We start from the raw sequence: 20,305 nt of genomic DNA, 5'->3' as shown, positions 1-20,305 counted from the left end.
CAGGGATGTCAGACAGCACGCACACAAACAAATGGGCGATTGCAATTTTGTGCCTGGGGCTTGTGTTGGCTCTCCCGGGCAGAGCAGACCAGTTGATCGTCGATGTGGTCGGCATCAAGCGCATGGGCGGCGCGATGATGGTAGCGGTGTTCAACTCCCCCGAGGGCTGGGAAGACAGCCAGGGTCCCGTCGCCACCGCCAAAGACAGCGTTGCAGGGCCCAAAGTCCGTCTTGTCTTTCCGGATCTGAGCCCGGGCCCCTACGCCGTCAAGCTGTATCACGACGAGAACACCAACGGCGAGCTGGATACCAATATGCTGGGCATACCCAGCGAGGGTTACGGCTTTAGCAACTATCAGCGGACGCTGGGGGAACCGGACTTCGAAGAATCCATGTTCATGGTGGATGGCGAAACGCTCATCGAAATCACCCTGAATTAAGGCGCTCTCAATACGACCTTTGGCCTTAATACGACCTTAGCCATAGTGATCTTTCACCCAGCGTCGTTCAGCGATGCTGGCGCTGTCGTCGTAGGCATCACTCATGTCCCGCGGCGGTAAATCAATGGGTGGACGATCTTCTTTCTCGTAGGGCACCTGTGACAAAAAGTGGCGGATCATGTTCAAACGCGCCCGCCGCTTGTCGTCGGAGTTGAGAATATTCCACGGCGCGAAGTCCGTATCCGTGGCCCGGAGCATGTCGTCCCGTGCCCGGGAGTACTCATACCAACGCTCCCGGGAGGGTAAGTCCATGGGAGACAGTTTCCATTGTTTGACGGGGTCATCAATGCGATCCTGAAACCGCTGCTCCTGCTTCTCTTCGCTGACCTCCAGCCAGTATTTGAAGAAAAGCACACCGCTGTCCACGATCATGCTGCGCTCAAAATTCGGGCATTCCTGTAAGAAACGCTGGGATTCCTGCTCGGTGCAGAACCCCATGACCCTCTCAACACCGGCGCGGTTGTACCAACTGCGATCGAACACCACGATCTCCCCCGCCGCGGGAAAATGAGAGATGTAACGTTGGAGATAGATCTGGCTTTTTTCGCGGTCCGAGGGCTTGGGCAAGGCCACCACGCGAAAAACCCGAGGGCTTACACGCTCCGTGAGCGCTCGAATACACCCGCCCTTGCCTGCGGCATCACGCCCCTCAAAGACCACGATGACCCGCTGGGCGGTATCCTTGACCCACTCCTGCAGCGCCACCAGTTCGGCCTGCAATTGACGCAATTCGTGCTCGTATTGCTTGCGCTTCATCTTCTCGCCTCCCGGCTATTCATCGGTAGACTCACAGCTGCCTTGTGATTATTGTGTCGGTGTCTGACTCGGCAGCGCGGGTGTAGTTTAATGGTAGAACCTCAGCTTCCCAAGCTGATGACGTGGGTTCGATTCCCATCACCCGCTCCAACTGCTAACGGCAACTTTCCTGGGTAAAAGACAGTCGTCTCCCGCCGTTCAAAAGAGAAATCGCCGCGGTGAGCGCATCGCCCTCCCGTTCATAGACGATACGCTGGGGGTAATCGTGCTGCGGGTTCTCGAAGACCAGTCGCTGCTCGTCACGGTCACTGATCACGAATACAGCAGGGTTCTGACCCGAGGGATGGGCCGTGTAGGTCAACACGCCGCCAACTTCACGGATATACAGGAGCTCATAGAAAGCGATGTCGTTACGCTCGATGGAGGCACTGAAACCCAGGAGAGTGCCGTCCGGGTTTTTCACCCAAACCTCCTTGCTGTAATTCTCAAAAGACTCCCAGCAGCCCACAAGCCAATCGAGGTCCTGGGCGTGGCTCTGTGGGGTCACCAGCGTTGACAGCATCATGAGCAGCGCAGTCACACTCCGGGCCCCGCATTTTCTTTTTGTCATAGCACTCCCCAGTTCGAGTCTGCCTGATTTTGCGCCAAGTCCCCGACCCGACCAATCGTGTTGCAAATGGGGCTTCCTCAGCCGCGACTACATCTGACCCTCAATAGGCAGATGCGCAAAAAACCAATCCTCAAGGCGCTGCATAAAGCTCGCAGCGGGCTGCTTGGACAGCGTCTGCCCCTCGGCAACCCACACCACGCGATTTGACTCGTCCAGCTGCAGACTCCAGGCATTCGCCTGACTCAGATCCGGCTCAACACTCTCTCTGATCCGCTCATTCAACGCTTCGCTGCGGACCAGTAGACCTACCTCAGTGTTGATTCTCATGGAGCGTGGATCCAGGTTCGGGCTCCCCACAAATACCCGGTCTCCATCAATCACCAAAACCTTTGCGTGGAGCGCCAGTGCCTTCTTGTCCACCGGCGAGAGCATATAGCGTGTTCGGTTCCCCGCATCGATGCGCACCTCGTGGAGCTCCGCGCCGTCTTCCATAAGCTCGCCAATATGATTGCGGTAGGCACTGTGCGCCGTGATGTGATTGTTTGAGCGTATGGAGTTAGTGAGGATACGGATGCGCACGCCGCGACGCGCAGCCCGCTCGACGACGGCTTCCAACCCCGGTGATGGTATGAGGTAGGCCGATATCACGATGACCTCCTCCCTGGCGCTGTCAAAGACCTCAATCAATTCCTGCGCCAGCTGCATCGGGGCACTGGATTCTGCCGTGATGTCTGCAGGTGGCGGCGTATCCACCAGAAGCTCCGGCTCCCCGGGCAGGGCGTCTTTTACCGCCGTGCGCCAGCGGAGGAGCAAGGCAGGCTGCTCAGACTCGCTATGCGCCAAAAGCTCCGGATCGCGAATACGCACCGTATCGGAGAGACGTTCGTAATTCGGCCCCCTGTGGGCAAGCGCCTCGATGGGCACGGACCAGAGATCATTCCAGTAGTCATCGAACACCGCGCTCAAACTAGGAACGATGTCACCGCCCACCAGCAGCTCCATATCACGAAAATTCGCCTCCTCATGCAAACCGAAGTACTCATCGGCCAGATTCCGGCCGCCAACAATGGCGACGCGGTTATCTACCAACATGACCTTGTTGTGCATGCGATGGTTGAGGCGATCGAAATCACCGAGGTTCATCGCTTCCCGGGTGGCAAAGCCGTCCTGCCGTCTTTTATACGGATTAAACACGCGGTAGGCGATGTTCGGATGCTCCGCGAGGGCGAGGAGCAGATCGTCCTCGCCCAGAAGGAAGGAATCATCCACGAGGAGCCTGACCCGCACACCACGATCCGCCGCCGCCAACAAATGATTCAGCATGGCAGAGCCCACGCGATCCAGGGACCACAGGAAAGTCTGGAGATCGAGACTCTGCGTCGCCGAATCGATGGCGGTAAGGCGCCAGTCCAGCGCCGTTGCGCCATCGTTGAGGAGGATGTTCCAGTTATCCCTGCGGACTTCTTCCACCTCGGTCCACAGCGGCGCCGTCGCGGGAGGGCTCGCCGTTTCAACCGCCCTCGGCTCCGCCGGCAAAGGTGGAAGAGAAGAAAAGGAGGAGCAGGCCTGCAAGGCTGACACTGCGACGGCGACCACGGCGGATCGCCAGAGATCTACCCCGATCTTGCGCACCTCAGGGCACATACCAGATGGGAGAGCTCCAGGCCCGCTCCTGTATCGTCGAGGGCACGTCATCGAGCAGCGCTTTTCCAAAGCGCACGGCGTCGTAGCTTGTCCATCGCGGCGTGGGAATTTCCAGGGTGCGGGTGTAGTAGAGCGCAGGCTGCGCGGGATCAAAGTCAGGATCCGACCATCGGGCCATGAGCTCGGAAGCACCGATGGTGTTTGCGTAGGTCGCTGTAGCGAGGTCTACGGTGTTGCCCACGGTTACGGTGCAGCGCCCATCGTCATTGATGGGCCGATCATCGGAGACCGCAACATCGTAGATGCGCTCCCGGGTGACTCCCTCGGCGTCCACCCAACCTTTGACAATCTGGATACGATCGAGATTGGCCCCCTCAGGATCTTTCATGGCGTGAACGTAAAACACCGGCGCCTTAGACAGCGCCGACAGTGTGGAACCCATGGGCTGACCGTCGGCGTAGCCTCGGGCCACCAGCTCCCCCGCATCCCTCGGATCGACCGGCAAGCTGGCGCCGCCATAGAAACGGGGCTTTATCCTCGGCCCCGAGGTAACAAAGGTTTCCCGTGCCCGAAGGGCGTCGTAAATATCCTCGCGTGTATTGGCCGTGGCGTACACACCAGTGATGGAACCGGGGCTGGATTCTCGCGCCAGGATCCAGCCGGGAATATCCTCCACCTGGCGGCGTTCAACGGAGCCATCCGCTGCCCCGTGGCTGCCGACGTAGCTATCCTCCGCCACATCACTCGGCGTACCGTTGTGACTGTCCGTACCTCCCACAAAGCCCAGTTTGTAGGGATTGATGCCCAGGCTTTGCTCGTAGCCCAGGCCCTCTATTACCGCTGCCCGGACAAAGCCTGATTTTTCAAAACGGCGCTCACTGTGCGTCTGAATGCTGTCGCCATTCTCAAAATCAGCAAACTCATCCGCCGGCCAGAATTTGCGATGCACCTCGGAATTACCCTTGATCTGCATCATCTCGATCAGCGGCTCGAAGTGGCTGCGCAGACGGGCATATTCGGCATCGATGGGGTCACCCGAGTTATCCACGGGCTCAAACATAAAGCCCTTGCTGGCGTTAGAGTTATGGGGAATTGCCAGGAGAGTCGAACCCAGGGCCTCCTGCTCTCCCATCCAGGCCCACAGGTCTTCCTCGTCCGGTGAGTCAATAGAGGAGAAAGGCAGAGCCGGGACCTTGTCATCCCGGAAGATGACGTTGCGATGCATGTTGCCGCCCTGGGGCGCAGAGGACCACTCGTAAGCAATCAGCGTGGTAAAGGACCCGGGCTCATAGTGCGCATTGGCGGTATCGATCATCAGCTGCCAGGCGCTTTTCTCCGCGAGCTCACCGGGATAGAACGCGGTGTGCTTTGGCCGACCGCCTCGGGAGTTGGCCACCACCTCGCGAAGGAACCACGCTTCCTGCTCCTCATAGGAGCTGAGATTTCTCAGCTCGTCGAGCTTTTCGTTGTCATAGCCGGGTGTCGCCGCTACCTGCGTCGCCTGCATTTCTCCGAGGTACTCCGCGTGATCGGTGACGGCGGCAAAGTCCAGAGGCCGCCCAATGCTATGCGGCTGGCCATTCACGCTCATCGCTTCTCCCTTGGCAAAGCGATAGGCCATGGAGGGCGTAAGGCGCGTCCCGCCGATGTAGGCATCCAGGGAGTAAGAGGTATGCAGGTGCAGTTCGCCAAAGTAAGCCTGTTTGTACTCCGCCGAAGCGTCATGCTCAGCGGCGCCTGCGAACATTGCGGATCCCATCACCACCGCAGTCAGAATTTTGTGGCGCCGCGCAAGCGAACTCAAGGCTTTGGTAGCTGTCATCTTTGAGACCTTTGATGCGGACCACGAGGCCCCGTGCCAGGGGGCCGCCCCTATAAGAAACAGGGTTAGAATATCGCTGTAGCTTGCTGAATGCACTAAGCTGCAATTGCGAATATAGCTTTTTAGGGGTTTACTATCGATGCTTTATCCACGCCCCGACCGCCCTCACATCGAGCAATGGCAGTCTACTGTGGAGCTCCTTGTAGACAGCACCGAGGCCGAGCAAAGCCTGTCACGGGTCGCCTATCCCACCACCACAGAAATCGTAGCAGCAGCGCCGGGCGACAACAGCCTGTTTACCATCGGGCATCGCGAACACCGAAACACCCATCAGTACAGTGAAGCAACCTTACAGTCGCGCCGCACAGTCACCATCCCGGACGCTGATGCGGACGCTCGCTGGGATGGATGCAACGAGCGGCGCAACGGTTATCGCGCCTATTGCGGCACGGCGGCGAACTCTGGCTACTGCTGTGGACCATCGATGAGCTTGCCGCGCTGAATGAGGGGCCTGATAAAGACAGCTTGCTCCGCGCCGTGACCGAGCGGGTGCGCGGCTGCATCCGCCAGTCCGATACCCTGGCGCGGGTCGATGAACTGCGTTTTGCGATTCTGATCGACGACGCCAATGAGTTTATCGCCGCAGCCGTGGCCGACCGGATCCGACGAAACATCCGCCGGGTTTCCCTGGGCAGTGCCGAGGATCCGTCGCCAGGCTTTAGCGTCGGGCTCACAGCCTTTCGGGGTGATGAGAGCTTTGACACATGGACGCAGCGGAGTGAAAGCGCCTTGAGCGCATCCGTGGCTGCGGGACGCAATCAATCCCTGGTCAAAAGCTAAGGCGGTCTTAGTCCAGCAACCGGAGACGTTGCCCACGAAGTTCTCCCGCCGCGCAGGCACCGTCTGCGATGCCAGGTCGTGCATGGGAATCCCGCAACCAGCGGGCAACACGACCTGCCAGTCCACTACTGCCCTCGTCCTCAATCACCGCATCTACCCGGGAAATATCTCCCCGTGCGGATACGCGAAAACCCGCAACGATGCTCGCCTTAACGGCGATGTCCGGGTTCAGGAGTGATGCCCACAAACCTGTGTCTTCCGGCAACAGCGCGGGTCTTGCCAGCTGCTTGCGCAGCGCCTCGCTGCCCTTGCCGGTAGCGAACTCCCAGGCCAGAGCATAGCTATCGCAGGCCTGGCCCCACTTGGCATTCCACTGCTGCCAGTTTCCCAGCCGCAGATACAGACGGGCGCGGGTCAGGGGAGGTTCGTTCTGGGCCTCTTCTATGAGCTCTTCGAGCAATACCCGTCCTTTGCCGTAGGTCAGCATCTGACTACGCTGTAAAAAGTCCGCAGCGGGACTGGCGGCATCGGCGGACAGACTGGACGTCACGGCAAAGTCCGTGCCCAGGAGCAGGTACAGGTTGCGCAGATGACTCACGGACAGAGCCTCGCGAGTGGCGTAGGCAAGGTCATCGCGCTCGAGCTGCGCTTCAAGCATATCCTCGTTGTCATTGAATGCCTCAAAGAAAAGGCTGAGCTCACCGCGGGAGCGCGGATCGATAAAGATAGCCCGCGCCCGGGCAAAGTACGCCAGACTGTCGCGCAGGGCGGCATCGTTGAGCTTCCCCCGTCCCATACCGTGAACCCGGAAAACAGAACGGAGGCTCTGCTGCGCAGAGGCGAAGTCACCGATAGCCTGATAATCATCGGCAAGGGCACGGAGATAGGGAATCTGCGCGGGGCTCAAAAGCCCCTCGTTAACACGCACGATCTGCAGAGCATCGCGGTTGGCTTTGAGAGCCGCCGGATGATTGCACAGGGTGCTGTAAAGCTTGCCCAACTCGCCGATGGGATCCGCCAGGCTCGGACTGTAAGCACCGGCATCGAGCACCGCATCATCCAGACGATCTTTTAGAGCATCGGCGGTTTTGCGCGCGTCGCGATCAGCGCTTTCACAGGCGGCGGCCGGTGGCGTCAAAGCATCGATGACCTGCACATATTTGCGGCCGAAGTATTCCGGGAGATGGGCCCTGGATTCGTGGCCTGTCCCGAGAGCAATAAGAAGCAGACACAGGGGCCACCGGGATCGTCGACCCCGGGCCACACTGGGCTTCCCATTGTTGTAAGCTCTGAACAACTTCTTCGCTCCGGGCTTTGGGCAGAAGACCCGCCGCTTGCGGCGGCAACTTGGCTGGAGCGCACAGCTTACAGACTCAGGGAGAGATTCTCGATGGACATCCGAAAGACCCGGGGCCGCGGCCACCTCTATGACAATGTGCTCGATACCGTGGGCGACACGCCCTGTATTCGCCTCAATCGTATCGCACCGAAGCATGTGGATGTGTACGTCAAAGTCGAAGCTTTTAACCCCGGCGGCTCGGTGAAAGACCGTCTGGCCACCAATATCATTGAGGCAGCCGAGCGCGAGGGCCGCCTGAAACCCGGCCAGACCGTTGTCGAGGCCACCTCAGGAAACACGGGCATCGGCTTGGCCATGGTCTGTGCCGCCAAAGGCTATCCCCTGGTGATCACCATGGCGGAGAGCTTTTCCGTGGAGCGTCGCAAGCTCATGCGCTTTCTGGGCGCTCAGGTGGTGCTGACACCCAAGGAAGAAAAGGGTCTGGGCATGTACAACAAGGCCCGGGAGCTTGCCGAGGCCAACGGCTGGTTTTTCGCCCGACAGTTCGAAACGTCTGCGAATGCGGACATCCATGAGCACACCACGGGACAGGAAATTCTTGCGGATTTTGAGGGAAAGAAGCTGGATTACTGGGTCACAGGCTACGGGACCGGAGGTACGGTCACCGGGGTTGCGCGAGCGCTCCGCGCAGCACGTCCCGAGGTCAACATCATACTCACAGAACCCGCCAACGCTGCCATCGTGGCATCCGGCATCGCCCAGGAACGAGATGACCAGGGCTCACCGGCCGCCAGTCACCCCGCCTTTGAACCCCACCCTATTCAGGGCTGGACCCCGGACTTCATTCCCCTGGTGCTCCAGGAGAGCCTTGACAAGGGGTTTTACGACAAACTGCTGCCCGTCTCCGGCGCCGACGGTATGGCCTGGTCTCGACGACTGGCCGCGGAAGAAGGTATTTTTACGGGTGTCTCCGGTGGGTCTACCGTCGCCATCGCGATGGAGGTAGCTGAGAGTGCACCGGAGGGCTCGGTCTTTCTGGTGATGCTTCCGGATACGGGGGAGCGTTACCTCTCTACACCGCTTTTTGAGGGCATCGCCGAGACCATGACCGACGAAGAAATCGCTCTTTCCCAATCAACACCGGGTTACCAGATTAAGTAAGGGGTCTCCATGAACAACACCATCATCGCCATCGTGATCGCCGCAGGACTGGTCATGGGAGGCGCATTGATTGGCGATGGCCTGGAACGCTTTCGCATGGCGGATCGCAGCATTGTCATCAAAGGTTTGGCGGAGCAGAGCGTCGACAGCGATTACGTCACCTGGCCGCTCACGGTACGGCGCGCCGGGGACAGTTTTCAGGCGGTGCAGAAATCCCTGGCGGCGGACCGCGACAAGCTTGTGGAGTTTCTCCAGGGACTGGGCTTTACCCGCACAGAAATGGAAATTCGTCCTTTGGTGGTCACGGACGCCTACTCACGGGAATATGCGTCGTCGAACAGTCCCACCCGCTACAGTGGTTCCGCTCTTGTCATTGTCAAAAGTGAGCGGGTAGAGGCCGTCGCCTCCGCCGCCCTGGCGACGGACCCCCTCATTGCTGCCGGGGTGCAGTTGGATCTCGGCGGAGGCCCGCAGTATGCCCTGCGCGCCTTTAACGATGCCAAAGGACCACTGCTGAAGGCGGCCACGGAAAACGCCCGCGCCCAGGCGGAAAAATTTGCCCGGGAATCCGGCGCCAGCCTGGGGAGTCTCAAAAGCGCCAATCAGGGTATTATTCAGATCAGCGGCACCGGCGGAAACCCCTACGACAGCGCCTCCAGCCGCGAAAAACGCCTTCGGGTGGTGAGTACTTTCGTTTATTACCTTGATTGAGGGCTTCCGTGGTAGCGGCCAATCTTCAAGTAGACAGTCGGCTTCAGGTTTACGAGATTTGCGATGATGTAAGTCTGGGTCTCGATTTGCAGGGCGACGGGCCAGGCGAGTACGGTGAAGCCTTCCTCAAGGCCCTGCACCCCGAAGACAAAGCCCTTTTTGAGAGACTCATCGTCGGCGATACCGGGTCTTCGCTGGATACTGATACTCACCTTCGTGTGCGCGATGCCAGCGGCCGCTATCGTATATTTCTCGCTAACTTGCACCCAGGTGATGCCCGGTGGGGCGAGGACAATAAACGCCTGGAACTCATAGACCCACGACAAACCGAGAAACCGCGCTACGAACTCCCCGACGCCATGATCCGCACGATCATGACCTCCACGGACGACTACATCTTTTTTAAAGACACGCATCATATGCTCCTCGCAGGGAGTGAGCGCATGGCAACGCTCTGCCAGAGCATCGATCGCTGGGAGGAGTTCGCCGGTAAGGCGGACTACGATGTTTTTCCTGAGCATCTGGCGGATATGTATTACGCGCTGGAGGTCGAGGTCTACGCTGCCAAGGGCATGGCCAAGGCGATCCAGCCCTACACGCATCGCGATGGCAGACGGGGCTGGGTCGATAATCGAAAGTACCCGATTCTGGATCAGGAAGGCAGGCTTCTCGGTTTGTATGGCGTCGCCAGGGACGTCAGCACCGAGATAGACGCCCAGCGCCGTCAGGCTCTGGTGACCAGTGTTTTTGCCAATGCGGCGGAAAGCATTGTGATTCTCAACGGCAACCACGAGATCGTGGATGCTAACAAAACCTTCGAAAGCTTCACCGGCCTTTCCAGAGAAGAGGTGTTAGGGAAGTCCTTAAAAGCCGCAAAGCACGCAAGGGACGATAGCGGCGAATTCGAGGCCTTGTGGGACACCCTGCTCCGCGAGGGATCCTGTTCCGGCGAAGTCACCACCTTTGACGCCAGAGGCCATAAAAGGTCGGAGCTGTGTCGTATTACGGCAGTGATCGACGATCAGGGCGAAGCCCATCACTTTGTATGCCTTTACTCTGACATCACTCCCTTAAAGGAGCACGAGCGCGAGCTGGAGACCATCGCTCATTTCGATCCCCTGACGGGCCTCGTCAATCGCTCGCTGTTTGAAGACAGGCTCTATCAGGCCGTGGCAACGAGTGAGCGTCAGGGGACCTTCCTTGCGCTGGCTTACATCGATCTCGATGGCTTTAAACTCGTGAACGATTCCTTCGGTCATGCGGTGGGTGACCGCTATCTCATTGCAATCGCCGACAACATGAATGAGGCGCTGCGTGACACGGACACCCTGGCTCGCATTGGCGGTGATGAGTTCATCGCTCTGATTAGCGACCTCGATGACCCCGAAGGGTTCGCTCCGGTGGTGGAGCGCCTTCTCCAAGCCACCAGCAAACCGGTGATGCTTGAGGGGCAAGAGATCCCGGTCTCAGCCAGCATTGGCATTGCTCGCTTTCCCCTTGACGGTCTGGAGCCCGGCTCCCTGGTGCGCTGCGCGGATCAGGCAATGTATGAGGCGAAGCGTCAGGGGAAGAACCGCTTCTATGTGTTTGATCGGGGGCTGGTGGGGAACGAAGGGGCAAGCGGAGACGTTCGACGGGCACTGGCGGATGAGGAGTTTGAGCTTTTCTACCAGCCCAAGGTCAACATGCTAACGGGCGAGTTACTCGGGGTGGAAGCGCTGGCGCGATGGAGACATCCCCATCGGGGACTGCTTCAGCCCCCGGAGTTCCTGCCCCTGATCGATCGAGAAAACCTGCAGATTGAATTTGGAGAATGGGTGCTTAGCGAAGCTGTTGAGCAAATACGTCAATGGCGCGGTCAGGAAATCGCCACCCAGGTCAGCGTGAATATCGCGGGTGTTCACCTGCTCCAGAGTAATTTTCTCGAGTCTCTCGGCTCGGCCATCGCCCGGTATCCGGACCTCCTGGCAAAAACACTGGAAATCGAAATTCTGGAAACCAGCGCCCTCAATGATGTTGCCCGCGTCGCCAAAATTATCGAATACGCCCACGCCTTCGGTGTTTCTTTTGCGCTAGACGACTTTGGCACGGGCTTCTCTTCCCTCACCCATCTACGCCGGCTTCCCGTGAGCACAGTGAAAATTGATACCAGCTTTGTGAGAGACATGCTCGAAAGCTCTGAAGACACCGCCATAGTGTCGGCCATGGTGGGGCTGTGCCGGGGCCTTGGTCGTCAGGTCATCGCTGAAGGTGTCAGCACTCCCGCTCACGCCCAGGCCCTGGTCAATATGGCGTGCAACTTCGGCCAGGGCTATGCAATCGCAGCACCCATGCCGGCGAAGGCACTCGCCGGGTGGATAGAAAACTGGCAGCACAGGGGGCTGTGGCGGGATATGGTCGCTCCACCGCTGCCTACCAGCGGTGAATCTGGCACTGCATAAGCAGCCTCTTAAGAAAAGTCACTGAAGTCCTGCTTCGACAGGGGCAGCTCCCTCACCCGCAGCCCCGTGGCATCGAACACCGCATTAACCAGGGCCGGGGCAATTCCCGGCGTACCAGGCTCCCCCGCTCCACCCCAGGCTTCGCCGCTATTAATGATGTAGGTTTCGATAAGGGGTGAGTCGCCCATGCGCACCATGGGGTAATCATGGAAGTTGCTTTGCTTTACGGCACCGTCCTCGATGGTGATTTCACCGTAGAGCGCCGCTGTCAGACCGTAGTTCACTCCCGATTCCATCTGAGCCGTCAAACCATCGGGAGAGACGGCAAAACCCGCATCCACGGCAACGACCACCCGATCCACGCTGATCGCGCCGTCGCTCACGGTCACATCAACGACCTGCGCCACGAGGGAGCCAAAGGACTCCTGCAGGGAGATTCCCCGTCCCCTGCCTTTCGGCAAGGTCTCACCCCAGCCCGCTTGCTCTGCGGCGGTTTGCAGCACCTTTTGGTGCCGGGGCCTGTCCCTGAGTAAGGCCATGCGGTATTCGTAGGGATCTTTACCCGCGGCGACGGCAACCTCGTCGAAAAAAGCTTCGGTGAAAAATCCGTGCTGCGAATGGTCAACGCTGCGCCAGGGGCCAAACGGCACGTGGGTGGGACTCTCCACATGATGAATTTTCTGGGCACCTACGGTGTAAGGAATGGTGGGGGCCTCTACGGGTTCATGCTTCTCGTGATAAACATTTTCCCAGGCGCTGATGTTGCCGCCGTCGTCCAGGGCCGCCCGGAAGCGTGATGCCACCGCAGGACGGTAGTGATCGTGACGGACATCCTCTTCCCGGGACCAGATCAGTTTTACGGGCTCTCCCGCTGCCCGGGCAATCCTGGCGGCCTGCACCGCAGTATCTGAATTTGATCGCCGACCGAAACCACCACCCATGGGGTGCTGGTGTATCTGCACCTGCTCCACATCCATATCCAGGGCGTCGGCAACTTCGTAGCGAAACCCTAGGGGATTCTGTGTGCCAATCCAAACCTCACAGCTGTCGTCGGTGACCCGGGCCGTGGCGTTCATAGGCTCCATGCAGGCATGGGCCAGATAAGGCACCCGGTAGGTCGAATCGAGCGTGGCGGCTGCGCTTGCCAGCGCTCCCTCCACATCCCCATCATCGACATCAGCCTTACTGCTGCCGCCCTCAATGCCCCGGGCAAGATCCTGATCAAATTGTTGAAACAGAGACTCACTGCTCGCGTCATCATAGTCCGTTTGAGACCACTGAACCTTGAGGGTTTTCAGGGCCTCGCTTGCCTGCCAATAGCCATCGGCCACCACGGCCACGGCATCCTCAAGGGACACTACCTGGGAAACACCGGCCATGGACTCAGCTTTACGGGCATCTACGAAAACGAGCTGTGCGCCAAAAACCGGGGCAGCCATAATCGCCGCATGCTTCATGCCCGGGACCTGGGCGTCTATGCCAAAGACGGCCGTGCCATCAACTTTTGCGGGAATGTCACGCCGCGGTGCGCTTTTGCCCATGATTCGGAACTGATCCGGGGTCTTGAGCGTGGGAGAAGCCGACGGCGCAGTTTGCGACGCCGCCAGGGCAAACTCCGCGAAGGGCGCCCGCTTGCCCGTCGTGGTATCAACAATATGCGTATCCCTGGCGTCCAGCTGAGAAGCAGGTACGCCCCAGGCCTCGCTCGCGGCGTTAATCAGCAGCTCGCGGGCGGCGGCGCCCGCGGCGCGTACGCCGTAAACGCCGGTGGTACGAATCGATAGGCTACCGCCGGTAATCTGCATCTTCATGGCTTTGGCCACCTGCAGCATGGCGCCATCGATGGTGGGCACCAGCACCTCGGGGATATCCGCATCGCCAATGAGATAACCCTTACCCAAAGCCCAGTTGGCGTACTCATCGATAGCCGGGGCTTCCATAAAGGCGGTGTCTTCCCAGCGGGCATCGATTTCATCCGCCAGCATCTGGGTGAGGGCATTCTGCGCCCCCTGCCCCATTTCACTGTGGGGTGCGATGAGCGTGATTTTGTTTGATGGATCGATCTTGACCCACATGCTCACCAGAACTTCGCCGTCCTCCGTCACCTCTCCGGCAACTTTTGGTGCACGGTGACCCGGTCGAATCGCGACGCCGACGGCCAGGGCACCCCCCGCCAGTACGCCCGTGGTGATAAAAGCCCGTCTCGTCCACTTACCCATGAGCTTTCTCCCCTACATCGTCTTCCGCATTGACCGAAGCGCCGGGATCAAAACTCTGCACTACGGCGCGATTCTGAGAGGCGGCGTGCTTGATGGCGCTTTTGATGCGCGAGTACATGCCACAGCGACAGACATTCCCCGCCATGGCAGCATCGATTGCGGCGTCATCCGGATTGGGGTTGCTGTCCAAAAGTGCGGCGGCACTCATAAGCTGCCCCGACTGACAGTAGCCGCACTGGGGTACCTGTTTTTCGATCCAGGCCGTTTGCAGCGGGTGGAGGCCCTCACCGGGTGTCCGGTCAGCCAGACCCTCGATGGTGGTGACTTCCCCACCCTCCGCAGCGGACACGGGCGTCACACAGCTTCGTATGGCCCGGCCATTGAGATGCACGGTACAGGCGCCGCACTGGGCAATGCCGCAGCCAAATTTGGTACCCGTCATAGCCAGGTTTTCCCGAAGGGCCCAGAGCAAAGGCATGGCCGGGTCAACATCCAGCTCCCGGTGCTCGCCGTTTACGCGCAGACTGATCATGGTAGGCCTCTTGTCGCTGAGTACGTCTTTTTCTGTGTATGTGCCGGGTAAAACCGGACGCTTGTTTAGCGTGTCTGTCACGCCACCTGTTCGAAAGCTTAGCGCCTATTTGCGAAGTGCGCCTGAAGCGCCTGGAGGGCGCCCTTGGGCGTCCCGATGACTCGGGCGTTCACCAGACTGCCGGGCAGATTCCCGCCGGGCTCCGCATGGAACTCCCAGTGAATCGAAGTACCGCCATCACTGGCGACGAGCTCCCAGCGCCCCGCAGCGGCCTGAATACGCACGGCATCTTTGGACTCTGGCAGCGCATCGGGAGACACTCCCACAATAATGCGCAGGTTCTCGCCATCACGCTCCAGGCGCTGCGTGTAGATGGCATCGCGATCTTTTACGGGCCAGGGCGCGTCGGTGCGCACGTAATGGCTCCAGCTATCGCCCTGCGCCTCAAGACGCCGCGCCTCAATGGTGTTTGGAAACCAATCGGGATAGCTCTCCGTGTCCCGAAGCCGCGCAAGCACTGCTTCGGGAGATGCTGCCACGACGGCCTGAGCACGGAAGGCCTGATACGCAGACTCATCGACGTCGCGTGTGTCGACGCGCACGCCGCCTTCATCAAACTGCGTTTCCCACTCAGCGGACAGTGCGCTGCCCGCCCAGGTGATGCTGAAGAGTAATGCCAGTACGTGGACAAGCATCGGAAGAGCTCGCTTCATCGCTTAATATCCGCGGCGCTGTGCCGCTCGAGAACCTGATCCTCTTCGGGACCCCAGGCACGGTTAACGCAGCGACCCCTCACAACGCCGGGGCGCTCGAAAATCTCTTCGGCCCAGCGAAGCACATGTTTGTAGGACGAGACATCCAGAAACTCTGCCGCGTCATAGAGCTTGCCCATGGCCAGGGCGCCGTACCAGGGAAAGGTCGCAATATCCGCGATGGTGTAGTCGTCGCCGCAGAGATACGCACGGTTCGACAGATTGCGATCGAGCACATCCAGCTGCCGCTTTACTTCCATGGCGTAGCGGTTAATGGGGTATTCGTATTTCTCGGGAGCGTAGGCGTAAAAGTGCCCGAAACCACCGCCCAGAAAAGGCGCGCTACCCATCTGCCACATGAGCCAGGAGTAACACTCCGCCCGGGCGGCGAGATCGTCCGGGAGAAACGCATTAAATTTTTCGGCGAGGTACATGAGCATGGCGCCGCTCTCAAAAAGACGCACGGGCGTGTCCCCGCTGCGGTCCACCATCGCGGGAATTTTTGAATTGGGATTGACGTCGACAAAGCCGCTGCCGAATTGCTCGCCCTCCTGGATATTGATGAGCCAGGCATCGTATTCCGCCTCAGCGATTCCCAGCTGGAGGAGCTCTTCGAGCATTACCGTGACTTTTACGCCATTGGGTGTTGCCAGGGAGTAGAGCTGAAAGGGATGCTCGCCCACGGGCAATTCCTTGTCATGGGTCGCTCCCGCAATGGGTCGATTGATGCTGGCAAATTTGCCGCCGCTTTCCCTGTCCCAGGTCCAGACCTTGGGGGGTTCGTATTGCGTATCGCTCATAATGTGAGGGTATCCCTTTGATTTATCCTGTTTGTCGTGAAAACCGCTGCTCAGCGTCCTCGATTCTCGAGACGGCAGACTTTAGCTTTAGGTTCAGCTTTAACTGCGAACCCCGGACAGCTCCCCTCGACAGCTCATTGAGCCCCGGGGGCCTGAAAGCGTGCCCAGGCATCTCGCCCGAAGGCCTCATACGCTACCATCGTTTCGTGCATTTTTCGTCGCGCGGCAACATCCACCATGGCATCGGGCAACAGGGGGTCGCCATTGATCTGGCGAATGACCGCCTCGCCGAGGAGGAAGGTCTCCCTAGCGAGAGCTTCTTTGCCGGCATCCGTATCATCGGCGTCGCCCCGGGCCATGCTGTCTATCATGGCCTGGGTAAGGACTGCGTAGGCCTCTTCGAGCGCCTGCCGGGGCCAGAGCGCCGCAAGTTCCCGGGTTTCCAGGAGCAGACTGTCTGCACGCAGGATGATCGCCTCTTCTCCAAGCCCCAGCTCCCGAAGGCGCGCCCGGGTTTCTGCCGAGGACTCCCGATAATTTGCCGGGCGACACCAGAGGCCGCTGCGCAGCTCGGCAAATCCCACAAGCTGCAACGCTCTATCCCTGAGCTTTAAGGCGCTTTGATCGCGGCGCCCGAGATGCGCGGTGTGCACCATCAACCAGCGACCATCCCAGGCGCCGACCCGCTCCTCTGCGGACACCCAGCGCCGCGCGGTTTCGCTGAGAACCCTGCCCCGGTCGCCAATGGCATAGCGACCCCGAACCACGCTCCGCAGAAAACCGGCCTTGACCAGACGCCCGAGAGCGACCCGCATCGCCGTGGGATCGATATCAAAGAGCCTGCCCCACTTCACACACTCCCGGGCGCCGATCTCCTTGAGTTCAGGCGAGCTGAGCAGCGATAGCACCAGGCGCTTGGGCGTGGGCCACTTATAGTCTGTCGGATCAAACATGGGCGAAGCTTAGCACCGATAAATATAACAAAAAATTACACATTGTTTATTTTTGTGTTACTTTTGATAAAAGAGGTCGCAAGCATGAAAGCATCGGATTATCTCAGCCGCGAAGAGATTCAGGGCTACACCCGCCGCAGTGACGCCATGGGCCTGTGGCTGATTGTTAAAAGCTGGCTGTTAATCGCGGCAGTGCTTGCCATGGCCGCGCTGTGGACCAATCCCCTGACCATCGTCCTCGCGATTTTATTGCTTGGCGGCCAGCAGCTGGGTTTATCGATTCTCATGCACGAAGCCGGTCACAAAACACTGTTTAAAAACCAGCGCCTGAACCAGATTCTGGGACAGTGGCTGGGTGCCTACCCCGTCCTCGGCGACTGCAACGCCTACGGCGCCTCACACCGCGAGCATCACCGCCTCGCGGGCACGGATCAGGATCCCGATCTGCCCAACTACCGCAAGTACCCCATCGCCGCGGACAGTTTTCGACGAAAACTCCTTCGCGACATCACGGGACAAACGGGCATCAAACAGTTAACCGGACTCCTCAGCGGTGCCGGCAACCGCATCATGATGCGCAAGGGGGAGGGTAACAACGTCCTGCGTCAGGGACTCATCGCCAACGGCGTTCTATTTTGCCTGCTGTGGCTGGGCAATGCGTCATGGCTCTACCTCCTGTGGGTCGCAGCCTATCTCACCAGCTACCCTCTGGTTGCGCGCATCCGCCAGGTGGCTGAGCATGGCAATGTCACGGCGCTTTACGAGCCCGATCCTCGCGGCAATACCCGTACCACCCGCGCCAACTGGCTGGAGCGTCTTGTCCTCTGCCCCCACAACGTGAACTTCCACATTGAGCATCACCTCCTGCCCAGCGTGCCCCTGTGGCAACTGGAAAAACTCCATGACACCCTCACACAGCGTGGCTTTTATGCGGACTATCCCGAAGCCGTGGCCGACGGTTACTGGAGCGTTATCAAGCGTGTGGTGCCGGAACTGGATCGCGGCGCGGCCGCAGCCGCCTAGGATCACTTTCACGGTGTCGTCTTTTCAGACGGCGCCGCCCCACAGCGTCTTCTCGCGGCGTGCTCTTGCGCTGTTTATTCGCGAACTACTCTTACCGCGTCCCTTCATGGCGCTTCTTCATAAATAGTGGACAGGGGAATCAGTTTTCCGCTCGGGCCTCTTCTTTCCTATACTGAGAGTGCATCACAACAATAAGAAGGAGTACGCAACGTGTTTTTTGACTACTTGCTCTATCCCCCGATGCTCGGCGCTGCAGGACTCGTCGCCGCGTTCATCATCTACCACATCATGATTCGCCATAACCACGGCGACGGTACCGTCAAGAAAATCGGCGACCAGATCCACCTCGGCGCGATGGTCTTTATGCAGCGGGAATACAAAATGCTGGCGATGTTTGCCGCCGTGCTGCTGCTGGGCATTTTTGTATCCCCCCTGGGTACGGATACCGCCATCGCCTTCACCGCGGGCGCAATGTCCTCGGCCACCGCTGGCTTCCTGGGCATGTTCGCGGCCACCAAGGCCAATGTGCGCACCGCCGTGGCAGCACATAATCATGGCCAGGCCCAGGCATTGACGATTGCTTTTTATGGCGGCTCTATCATGGGCCTCTGTGTGGCCTCCCTGGGCCTCATCGGACTCGGCAGCCTGTACTACTACTTCGGAGGGGACCCGGAAACGGCGCATGCGATTCACGGTTTTGGCATGGGCGCGTCCGTAGTCGCCCTGTTTTCCCGCGTGGGTGGCGGCATCTTCACCAAGAGTGCCGATGTCGGTGCGGACCTGGTGGGAAAGGTCGAAGCCGGTATTCCCGAAGATGATCCGCGAAATCCCGGCGTCATCGCCGACAACGTGGGGGACAATGTGGGTGACATTGCGGGTATGGGCTCGGACATCTTCGAATCCTATTGCGGCTCCATGATCGCCTGCATCGCCATCGCGTCCACCATGGCCATCGACAAGCAGGCGGAGATGATGTTCCTGCCTCTGGCCCTGGCAAGCATCGGACTGCTGGCATCCCTCCTGGGAATATTGATTGTTCGCGTACGCTCCAGCGCCGCGCCCGAAGCGGCGCTCCGCACAGGGACCCTCATCGCTCCCGCGGTCTTCGCCGGGATGGCCTGGCTGATGATGGACGCCATGGGGCTGAACATGAATATCTGGTGGTCCGTGGTCGCCGGTGCTGTGGGCGGTGTCCTCATCGGCCTCATCACCGAGTACTACACGGGAGGGTCGCCGGTACGCAAAATCGCCAAAGCGGGCGATACGGGCGCGGCAACGGTAATGATCAGCGGCCTGGCCGTGGGCATGGAATCCGTGGTGCTGCCGGTGCTGTTTCTGGCGGCCATCATCTGGGTATCCACGGAGCTTTCGGGCCTCTACGGTGTGGGCATTGCCGCGGTGGGCATGCTGTCCACCGTAGGCATCACCATGGCCATCGACGCCTATGGTCCCGTCGCCGACAATGCGGGGGGCATTGCCGAAATGGCGGGCATGGGCGAAGACACCCGCAAAATCACCGATGGACTGGATGAGGTGGGCAACACCACCGCGGCTATCGGCAAAGGCTTTGCCATTGGTGCCGCCGCCCTTGCGGCCCTGGCGATTATCGCCGCCTTTGTGCAGACGGTGCAGGTCAACAATCCGGGGTTTTCTCTGGAGCTCTCAGATCCGACGGTCCTGGTGGGACTGTTTATCGGCGGCACCATTCCGTTTCTTATCGCATCCATCACCATGACCGCGGTGGGTGATGCGGCCTTTGACATGATCAACGAGATCCGCCGCCAGTTTCACGAAATCCCCGGACTGCTGGAGGGCACAGCGGAGCCGGATACGGCGCGCTGCGTAGACATCGCCACCACCGCAGCCCTGCGGCGTATGATTTTACCCGGTGCCATCGCCGTATCGGCGCCTGTAGTGGTGGGCATGGGTCTGGGCGCGGCCTCTCTGGGTGGCATGCTCGGAGGTGCGCTGCTAGGCTGCGTGCTTATGGCTCTGATGATGGCAAACGCCGGAGGCGCCTGGGACAACGCCAAGAAGTACGTCGAGAAAGGAAATCACGGTGGTAAAGGCTCACCCACGCACTCTGCCTGCGTGGTGGGCGATACCGTGGGAGACCCCTTCAAGGATACTTCGGGTCCGTCCATGAATATCCTGATTAACGTAATGGCAATTGTGAGCCTGGTGATTGCTCCTTTGCTGTAGGAGCCGCTCGGGCGGCACGGGCAATCCAGCAGAGGAAGC

General features: G+C 59.5%; 18 protein-coding genes and 1 tRNA gene. 9 read left to right on the top strand and 10 right to left on the bottom strand.

Annotation, left to right across the window (positions count from 1 at the left end):
* Positions 1-5: 5 nt before the first annotated feature.
* A complete protein-coding gene (locus KT71_RS02625) occupies positions 6-440 on the top strand; it encodes a DUF2141 domain-containing protein (RefSeq protein WP_023659852.1) in 435 nt (144 codons plus the stop codon).
* A 36-nt stretch (positions 441-476) separates the two neighbouring features.
* Here the strand turns inward: KT71_RS02625 and ppk2 are convergent, their stop codons facing one another.
* On the bottom strand, positions 477-1,256 hold the full coding sequence (ppk2, locus tag KT71_RS02620; protein ID WP_008293035.1) for a polyphosphate kinase 2: 780 nt from the start codon (positions 1,254-1,256) through the stop codon (positions 477-479).
* 76 nt (positions 1,257-1,332) lie between these two features.
* Here ppk2 and KT71_RS02615 point away from each other — a divergent pair.
* Positions 1,333-1,406: transfer RNA gene (locus tag KT71_RS02615), tRNA-Gly, on the top strand.
* A 4-nt stretch (positions 1,407-1,410) separates the two neighbouring features.
* Here the strand turns inward: KT71_RS02615 and KT71_RS02610 are convergent.
* From KT71_RS02610 to KT71_RS02600, 3 genes are all read right to left on the bottom strand, one after another.
* Entirely contained in the window at positions 1,411-1,866 is a 456-nt protein-coding gene (locus KT71_RS02610; RefSeq protein ID WP_023659851.1) for a DUF6265 family protein, read from the bottom strand.
* An 87-nt stretch (positions 1,867-1,953) separates the two neighbouring features.
* Complete coding sequence (locus KT71_RS02605) at positions 1,954-3,498, bottom strand: phospholipase D family protein (protein WP_202962383.1); 1,545 nt, start codon at positions 3,496-3,498, stop codon at positions 1,954-1,956.
* Position 3,499: 1 nt separating this feature from the next.
* Positions 3,500-5,332: a DUF3604 domain-containing protein gene (locus KT71_RS02600; RefSeq protein WP_008293039.1), complete on the bottom strand. Its 1,833-nt coding sequence runs from the start codon at positions 5,330-5,332 to the stop codon at positions 3,500-3,502.
* Between the two features lie 139 nt (positions 5,333-5,471).
* Between KT71_RS02600 and KT71_RS20740 the strand changes: the two genes are divergently transcribed.
* Both KT71_RS20740 and KT71_RS02590 read left to right on the top strand, forming a co-directional pair.
* Complete coding sequence (locus KT71_RS20740) at positions 5,472-5,834, top strand: hypothetical protein (RefSeq protein ID WP_023659850.1); 363 nt, start codon at positions 5,472-5,474, stop codon at positions 5,832-5,834.
* Entirely contained in the window at positions 5,774-6,172 is a 399-nt protein-coding gene (locus KT71_RS02590) for a diguanylate cyclase domain-containing protein (protein WP_008293042.1), read from the top strand. Before KT71_RS20740 ends, KT71_RS02590 begins: the two co-directional genes overlap by 61 nt.
* Before the next feature lie 7 nt (positions 6,173-6,179).
* Here the strand turns inward: KT71_RS02590 and KT71_RS02585 are convergent, their stop codons facing one another.
* Positions 6,180-7,469 carry a hypothetical protein gene (locus tag KT71_RS02585; protein ID WP_023659849.1) on the bottom strand — a complete coding sequence of 430 codons (1,290 nt, stop codon included), beginning with the start codon at positions 7,467-7,469 and terminating at the stop codon, positions 6,180-6,182.
* Positions 7,470-7,562: 93 nt separating this feature from the next.
* Here KT71_RS02585 and cysK point away from each other — a divergent pair, with 93 nt between their 5' ends.
* The 3 genes from cysK to KT71_RS02570 are packed head-to-tail and all read left to right on the top strand — an operon-like array spanning position 7,563 to position 11,785.
* Positions 7,563-8,633 (top strand): cysteine synthase A, encoded by a 1,071-nt coding sequence (gene cysK / locus KT71_RS02580; RefSeq protein ID WP_008293044.1) that lies wholly within the window; start codon positions 7,563-7,565, stop codon positions 8,631-8,633.
* Positions 8,634-8,642: 9 nt separating this feature from the next.
* Positions 8,643-9,344 (top strand): SIMPL domain-containing protein, encoded by a 702-nt coding sequence (locus tag KT71_RS02575; RefSeq protein ID WP_008293045.1) that lies wholly within the window; start codon positions 8,643-8,645, stop codon positions 9,342-9,344.
* 8 nt (positions 9,345-9,352) lie between these two features.
* The gene (locus KT71_RS02570; RefSeq protein ID WP_008293046.1) at positions 9,353-11,785 is read left to right on the top strand and encodes a putative bifunctional diguanylate cyclase/phosphodiesterase; all 2,433 of its coding nucleotides are present in this window, start codon (positions 9,353-9,355) and stop codon (positions 11,783-11,785) included.
* A gap of 8 nt (positions 11,786-11,793) precedes the next feature.
* Here KT71_RS02570 and KT71_RS02565 read toward each other — a convergent pair whose 3' ends face one another.
* The 5 genes from KT71_RS02565 to KT71_RS02545 form a co-directional block, all read right to left on the bottom strand.
* Complete coding sequence (locus KT71_RS02565; protein WP_008293047.1) at positions 11,794-14,004, bottom strand: xanthine dehydrogenase family protein molybdopterin-binding subunit; 2,211 nt, start codon at positions 14,002-14,004, stop codon at positions 11,794-11,796.
* Positions 13,997-14,536: a (2Fe-2S)-binding protein gene (locus tag KT71_RS02560; protein WP_023659848.1), complete on the bottom strand. Its 540-nt coding sequence runs from the start codon at positions 14,534-14,536 to the stop codon at positions 13,997-13,999. The genes KT71_RS02565 and KT71_RS02560 overlap by 8 nt, the downstream gene beginning before the upstream one ends.
* A 98-nt stretch (positions 14,537-14,634) precedes the next feature.
* Positions 14,635-15,249, bottom strand: coding sequence for an START domain-containing protein (locus KT71_RS02555; protein ID WP_008293049.1), 615 nt, complete (start codon positions 15,247-15,249; stop codon positions 14,635-14,637).
* Positions 15,246-16,088, bottom strand: coding sequence for a glutathione-dependent disulfide-bond oxidoreductase (yghU, locus tag KT71_RS02550; protein ID WP_008293050.1), 843 nt, complete (start codon positions 16,086-16,088; stop codon positions 15,246-15,248). The genes KT71_RS02555 and yghU overlap by 4 nt, the downstream gene beginning before the upstream one ends.
* A 134-nt stretch (positions 16,089-16,222) precedes the next feature.
* Positions 16,223-17,041: a PaaX gene (locus tag KT71_RS02545; protein ID WP_008293052.1), complete on the bottom strand. Its 819-nt coding sequence runs from the start codon at positions 17,039-17,041 to the stop codon at positions 16,223-16,225.
* 84 nt (positions 17,042-17,125) lie between these two features.
* On the opposite strand from KT71_RS02545, the gene KT71_RS02540 reads away from it, so the two are divergent.
* Positions 17,126-18,064 carry a fatty acid desaturase family protein gene (locus KT71_RS02540; RefSeq protein WP_008293053.1) on the top strand — a complete coding sequence of 313 codons (939 nt, stop codon included), beginning with the start codon at positions 17,126-17,128 and terminating at the stop codon, positions 18,062-18,064.
* 210 nt (positions 18,065-18,274) lie between these two features.
* Entirely contained in the window at positions 18,275-20,266 is a 1,992-nt protein-coding gene (locus KT71_RS02535; protein ID WP_023659846.1) for a sodium-translocating pyrophosphatase, read from the top strand.
* The last annotated feature ends 39 nt before the right edge of the window (positions 20,267-20,305 follow it).

This window comes from Congregibacter litoralis KT71, assembly GCF_000153125.2.
In the GTDB taxonomy this organism is placed as follows: domain Bacteria; phylum Pseudomonadota; class Gammaproteobacteria; order Pseudomonadales; family Halieaceae; genus Congregibacter; species Congregibacter litoralis.
This window is presented reverse-complemented; position numbering and strand designations above follow the sequence as displayed.

Coding starts and splice junctions, on each gene's coding strand:
- KT71_RS02545 (WP_008293052.1), bottom strand. CDS start 17,041: ATGTTTGATCCGACAGACTATAAGTGGCCCACGCCCAAGCGCCTGGTG.
- KT71_RS02555 (WP_008293049.1), bottom strand. CDS start 15,249: ATGAAGCGAGCTCTTCCGATGCTTGTCCACGTACTGGCATTACTCTTC.
- KT71_RS02560 (WP_023659848.1), bottom strand. CDS start 14,536: ATGATCAGTCTGCGCGTAAACGGCGAGCACCGGGAGCTGGATGTTGAC.
- KT71_RS02540 (WP_008293053.1), top strand. CDS start 17,126: ATGAAAGCATCGGATTATCTCAGCCGCGAAGAGATTCAGGGCTACACC.
- cysK (WP_008293044.1), top strand. CDS start 7,563: ATGGACATCCGAAAGACCCGGGGCCGCGGCCACCTCTATGACAATGTG.
- yghU (WP_008293050.1), bottom strand. CDS start 16,088: ATGAGCGATACGCAATACGAACCCCCCAAGGTCTGGACCTGGGACAGG.
- ppk2 (WP_008293035.1), bottom strand. CDS start 1,256: ATGAAGCGCAAGCAATACGAGCACGAATTGCGTCAATTGCAGGCCGAA.
- KT71_RS20740 (WP_023659850.1), top strand. CDS start 5,472: ATGCTTTATCCACGCCCCGACCGCCCTCACATCGAGCAATGGCAGTCT.
- KT71_RS02610 (WP_023659851.1), bottom strand. CDS start 1,866: ATGACAAAAAGAAAATGCGGGGCCCGGAGTGTGACTGCGCTGCTCATG.
- KT71_RS02625 (WP_023659852.1), top strand. CDS start 6: ATGTCAGACAGCACGCACACAAACAAATGGGCGATTGCAATTTTGTGC.
- KT71_RS02600 (WP_008293039.1), bottom strand. CDS start 5,332: ATGACAGCTACCAAAGCCTTGAGTTCGCTTGCGCGGCGCCACAAAATT.
- KT71_RS02575 (WP_008293045.1), top strand. CDS start 8,643: ATGAACAACACCATCATCGCCATCGTGATCGCCGCAGGACTGGTCATG.
- KT71_RS02565 (WP_008293047.1), bottom strand. CDS start 14,004: ATGGGTAAGTGGACGAGACGGGCTTTTATCACCACGGGCGTACTGGCG.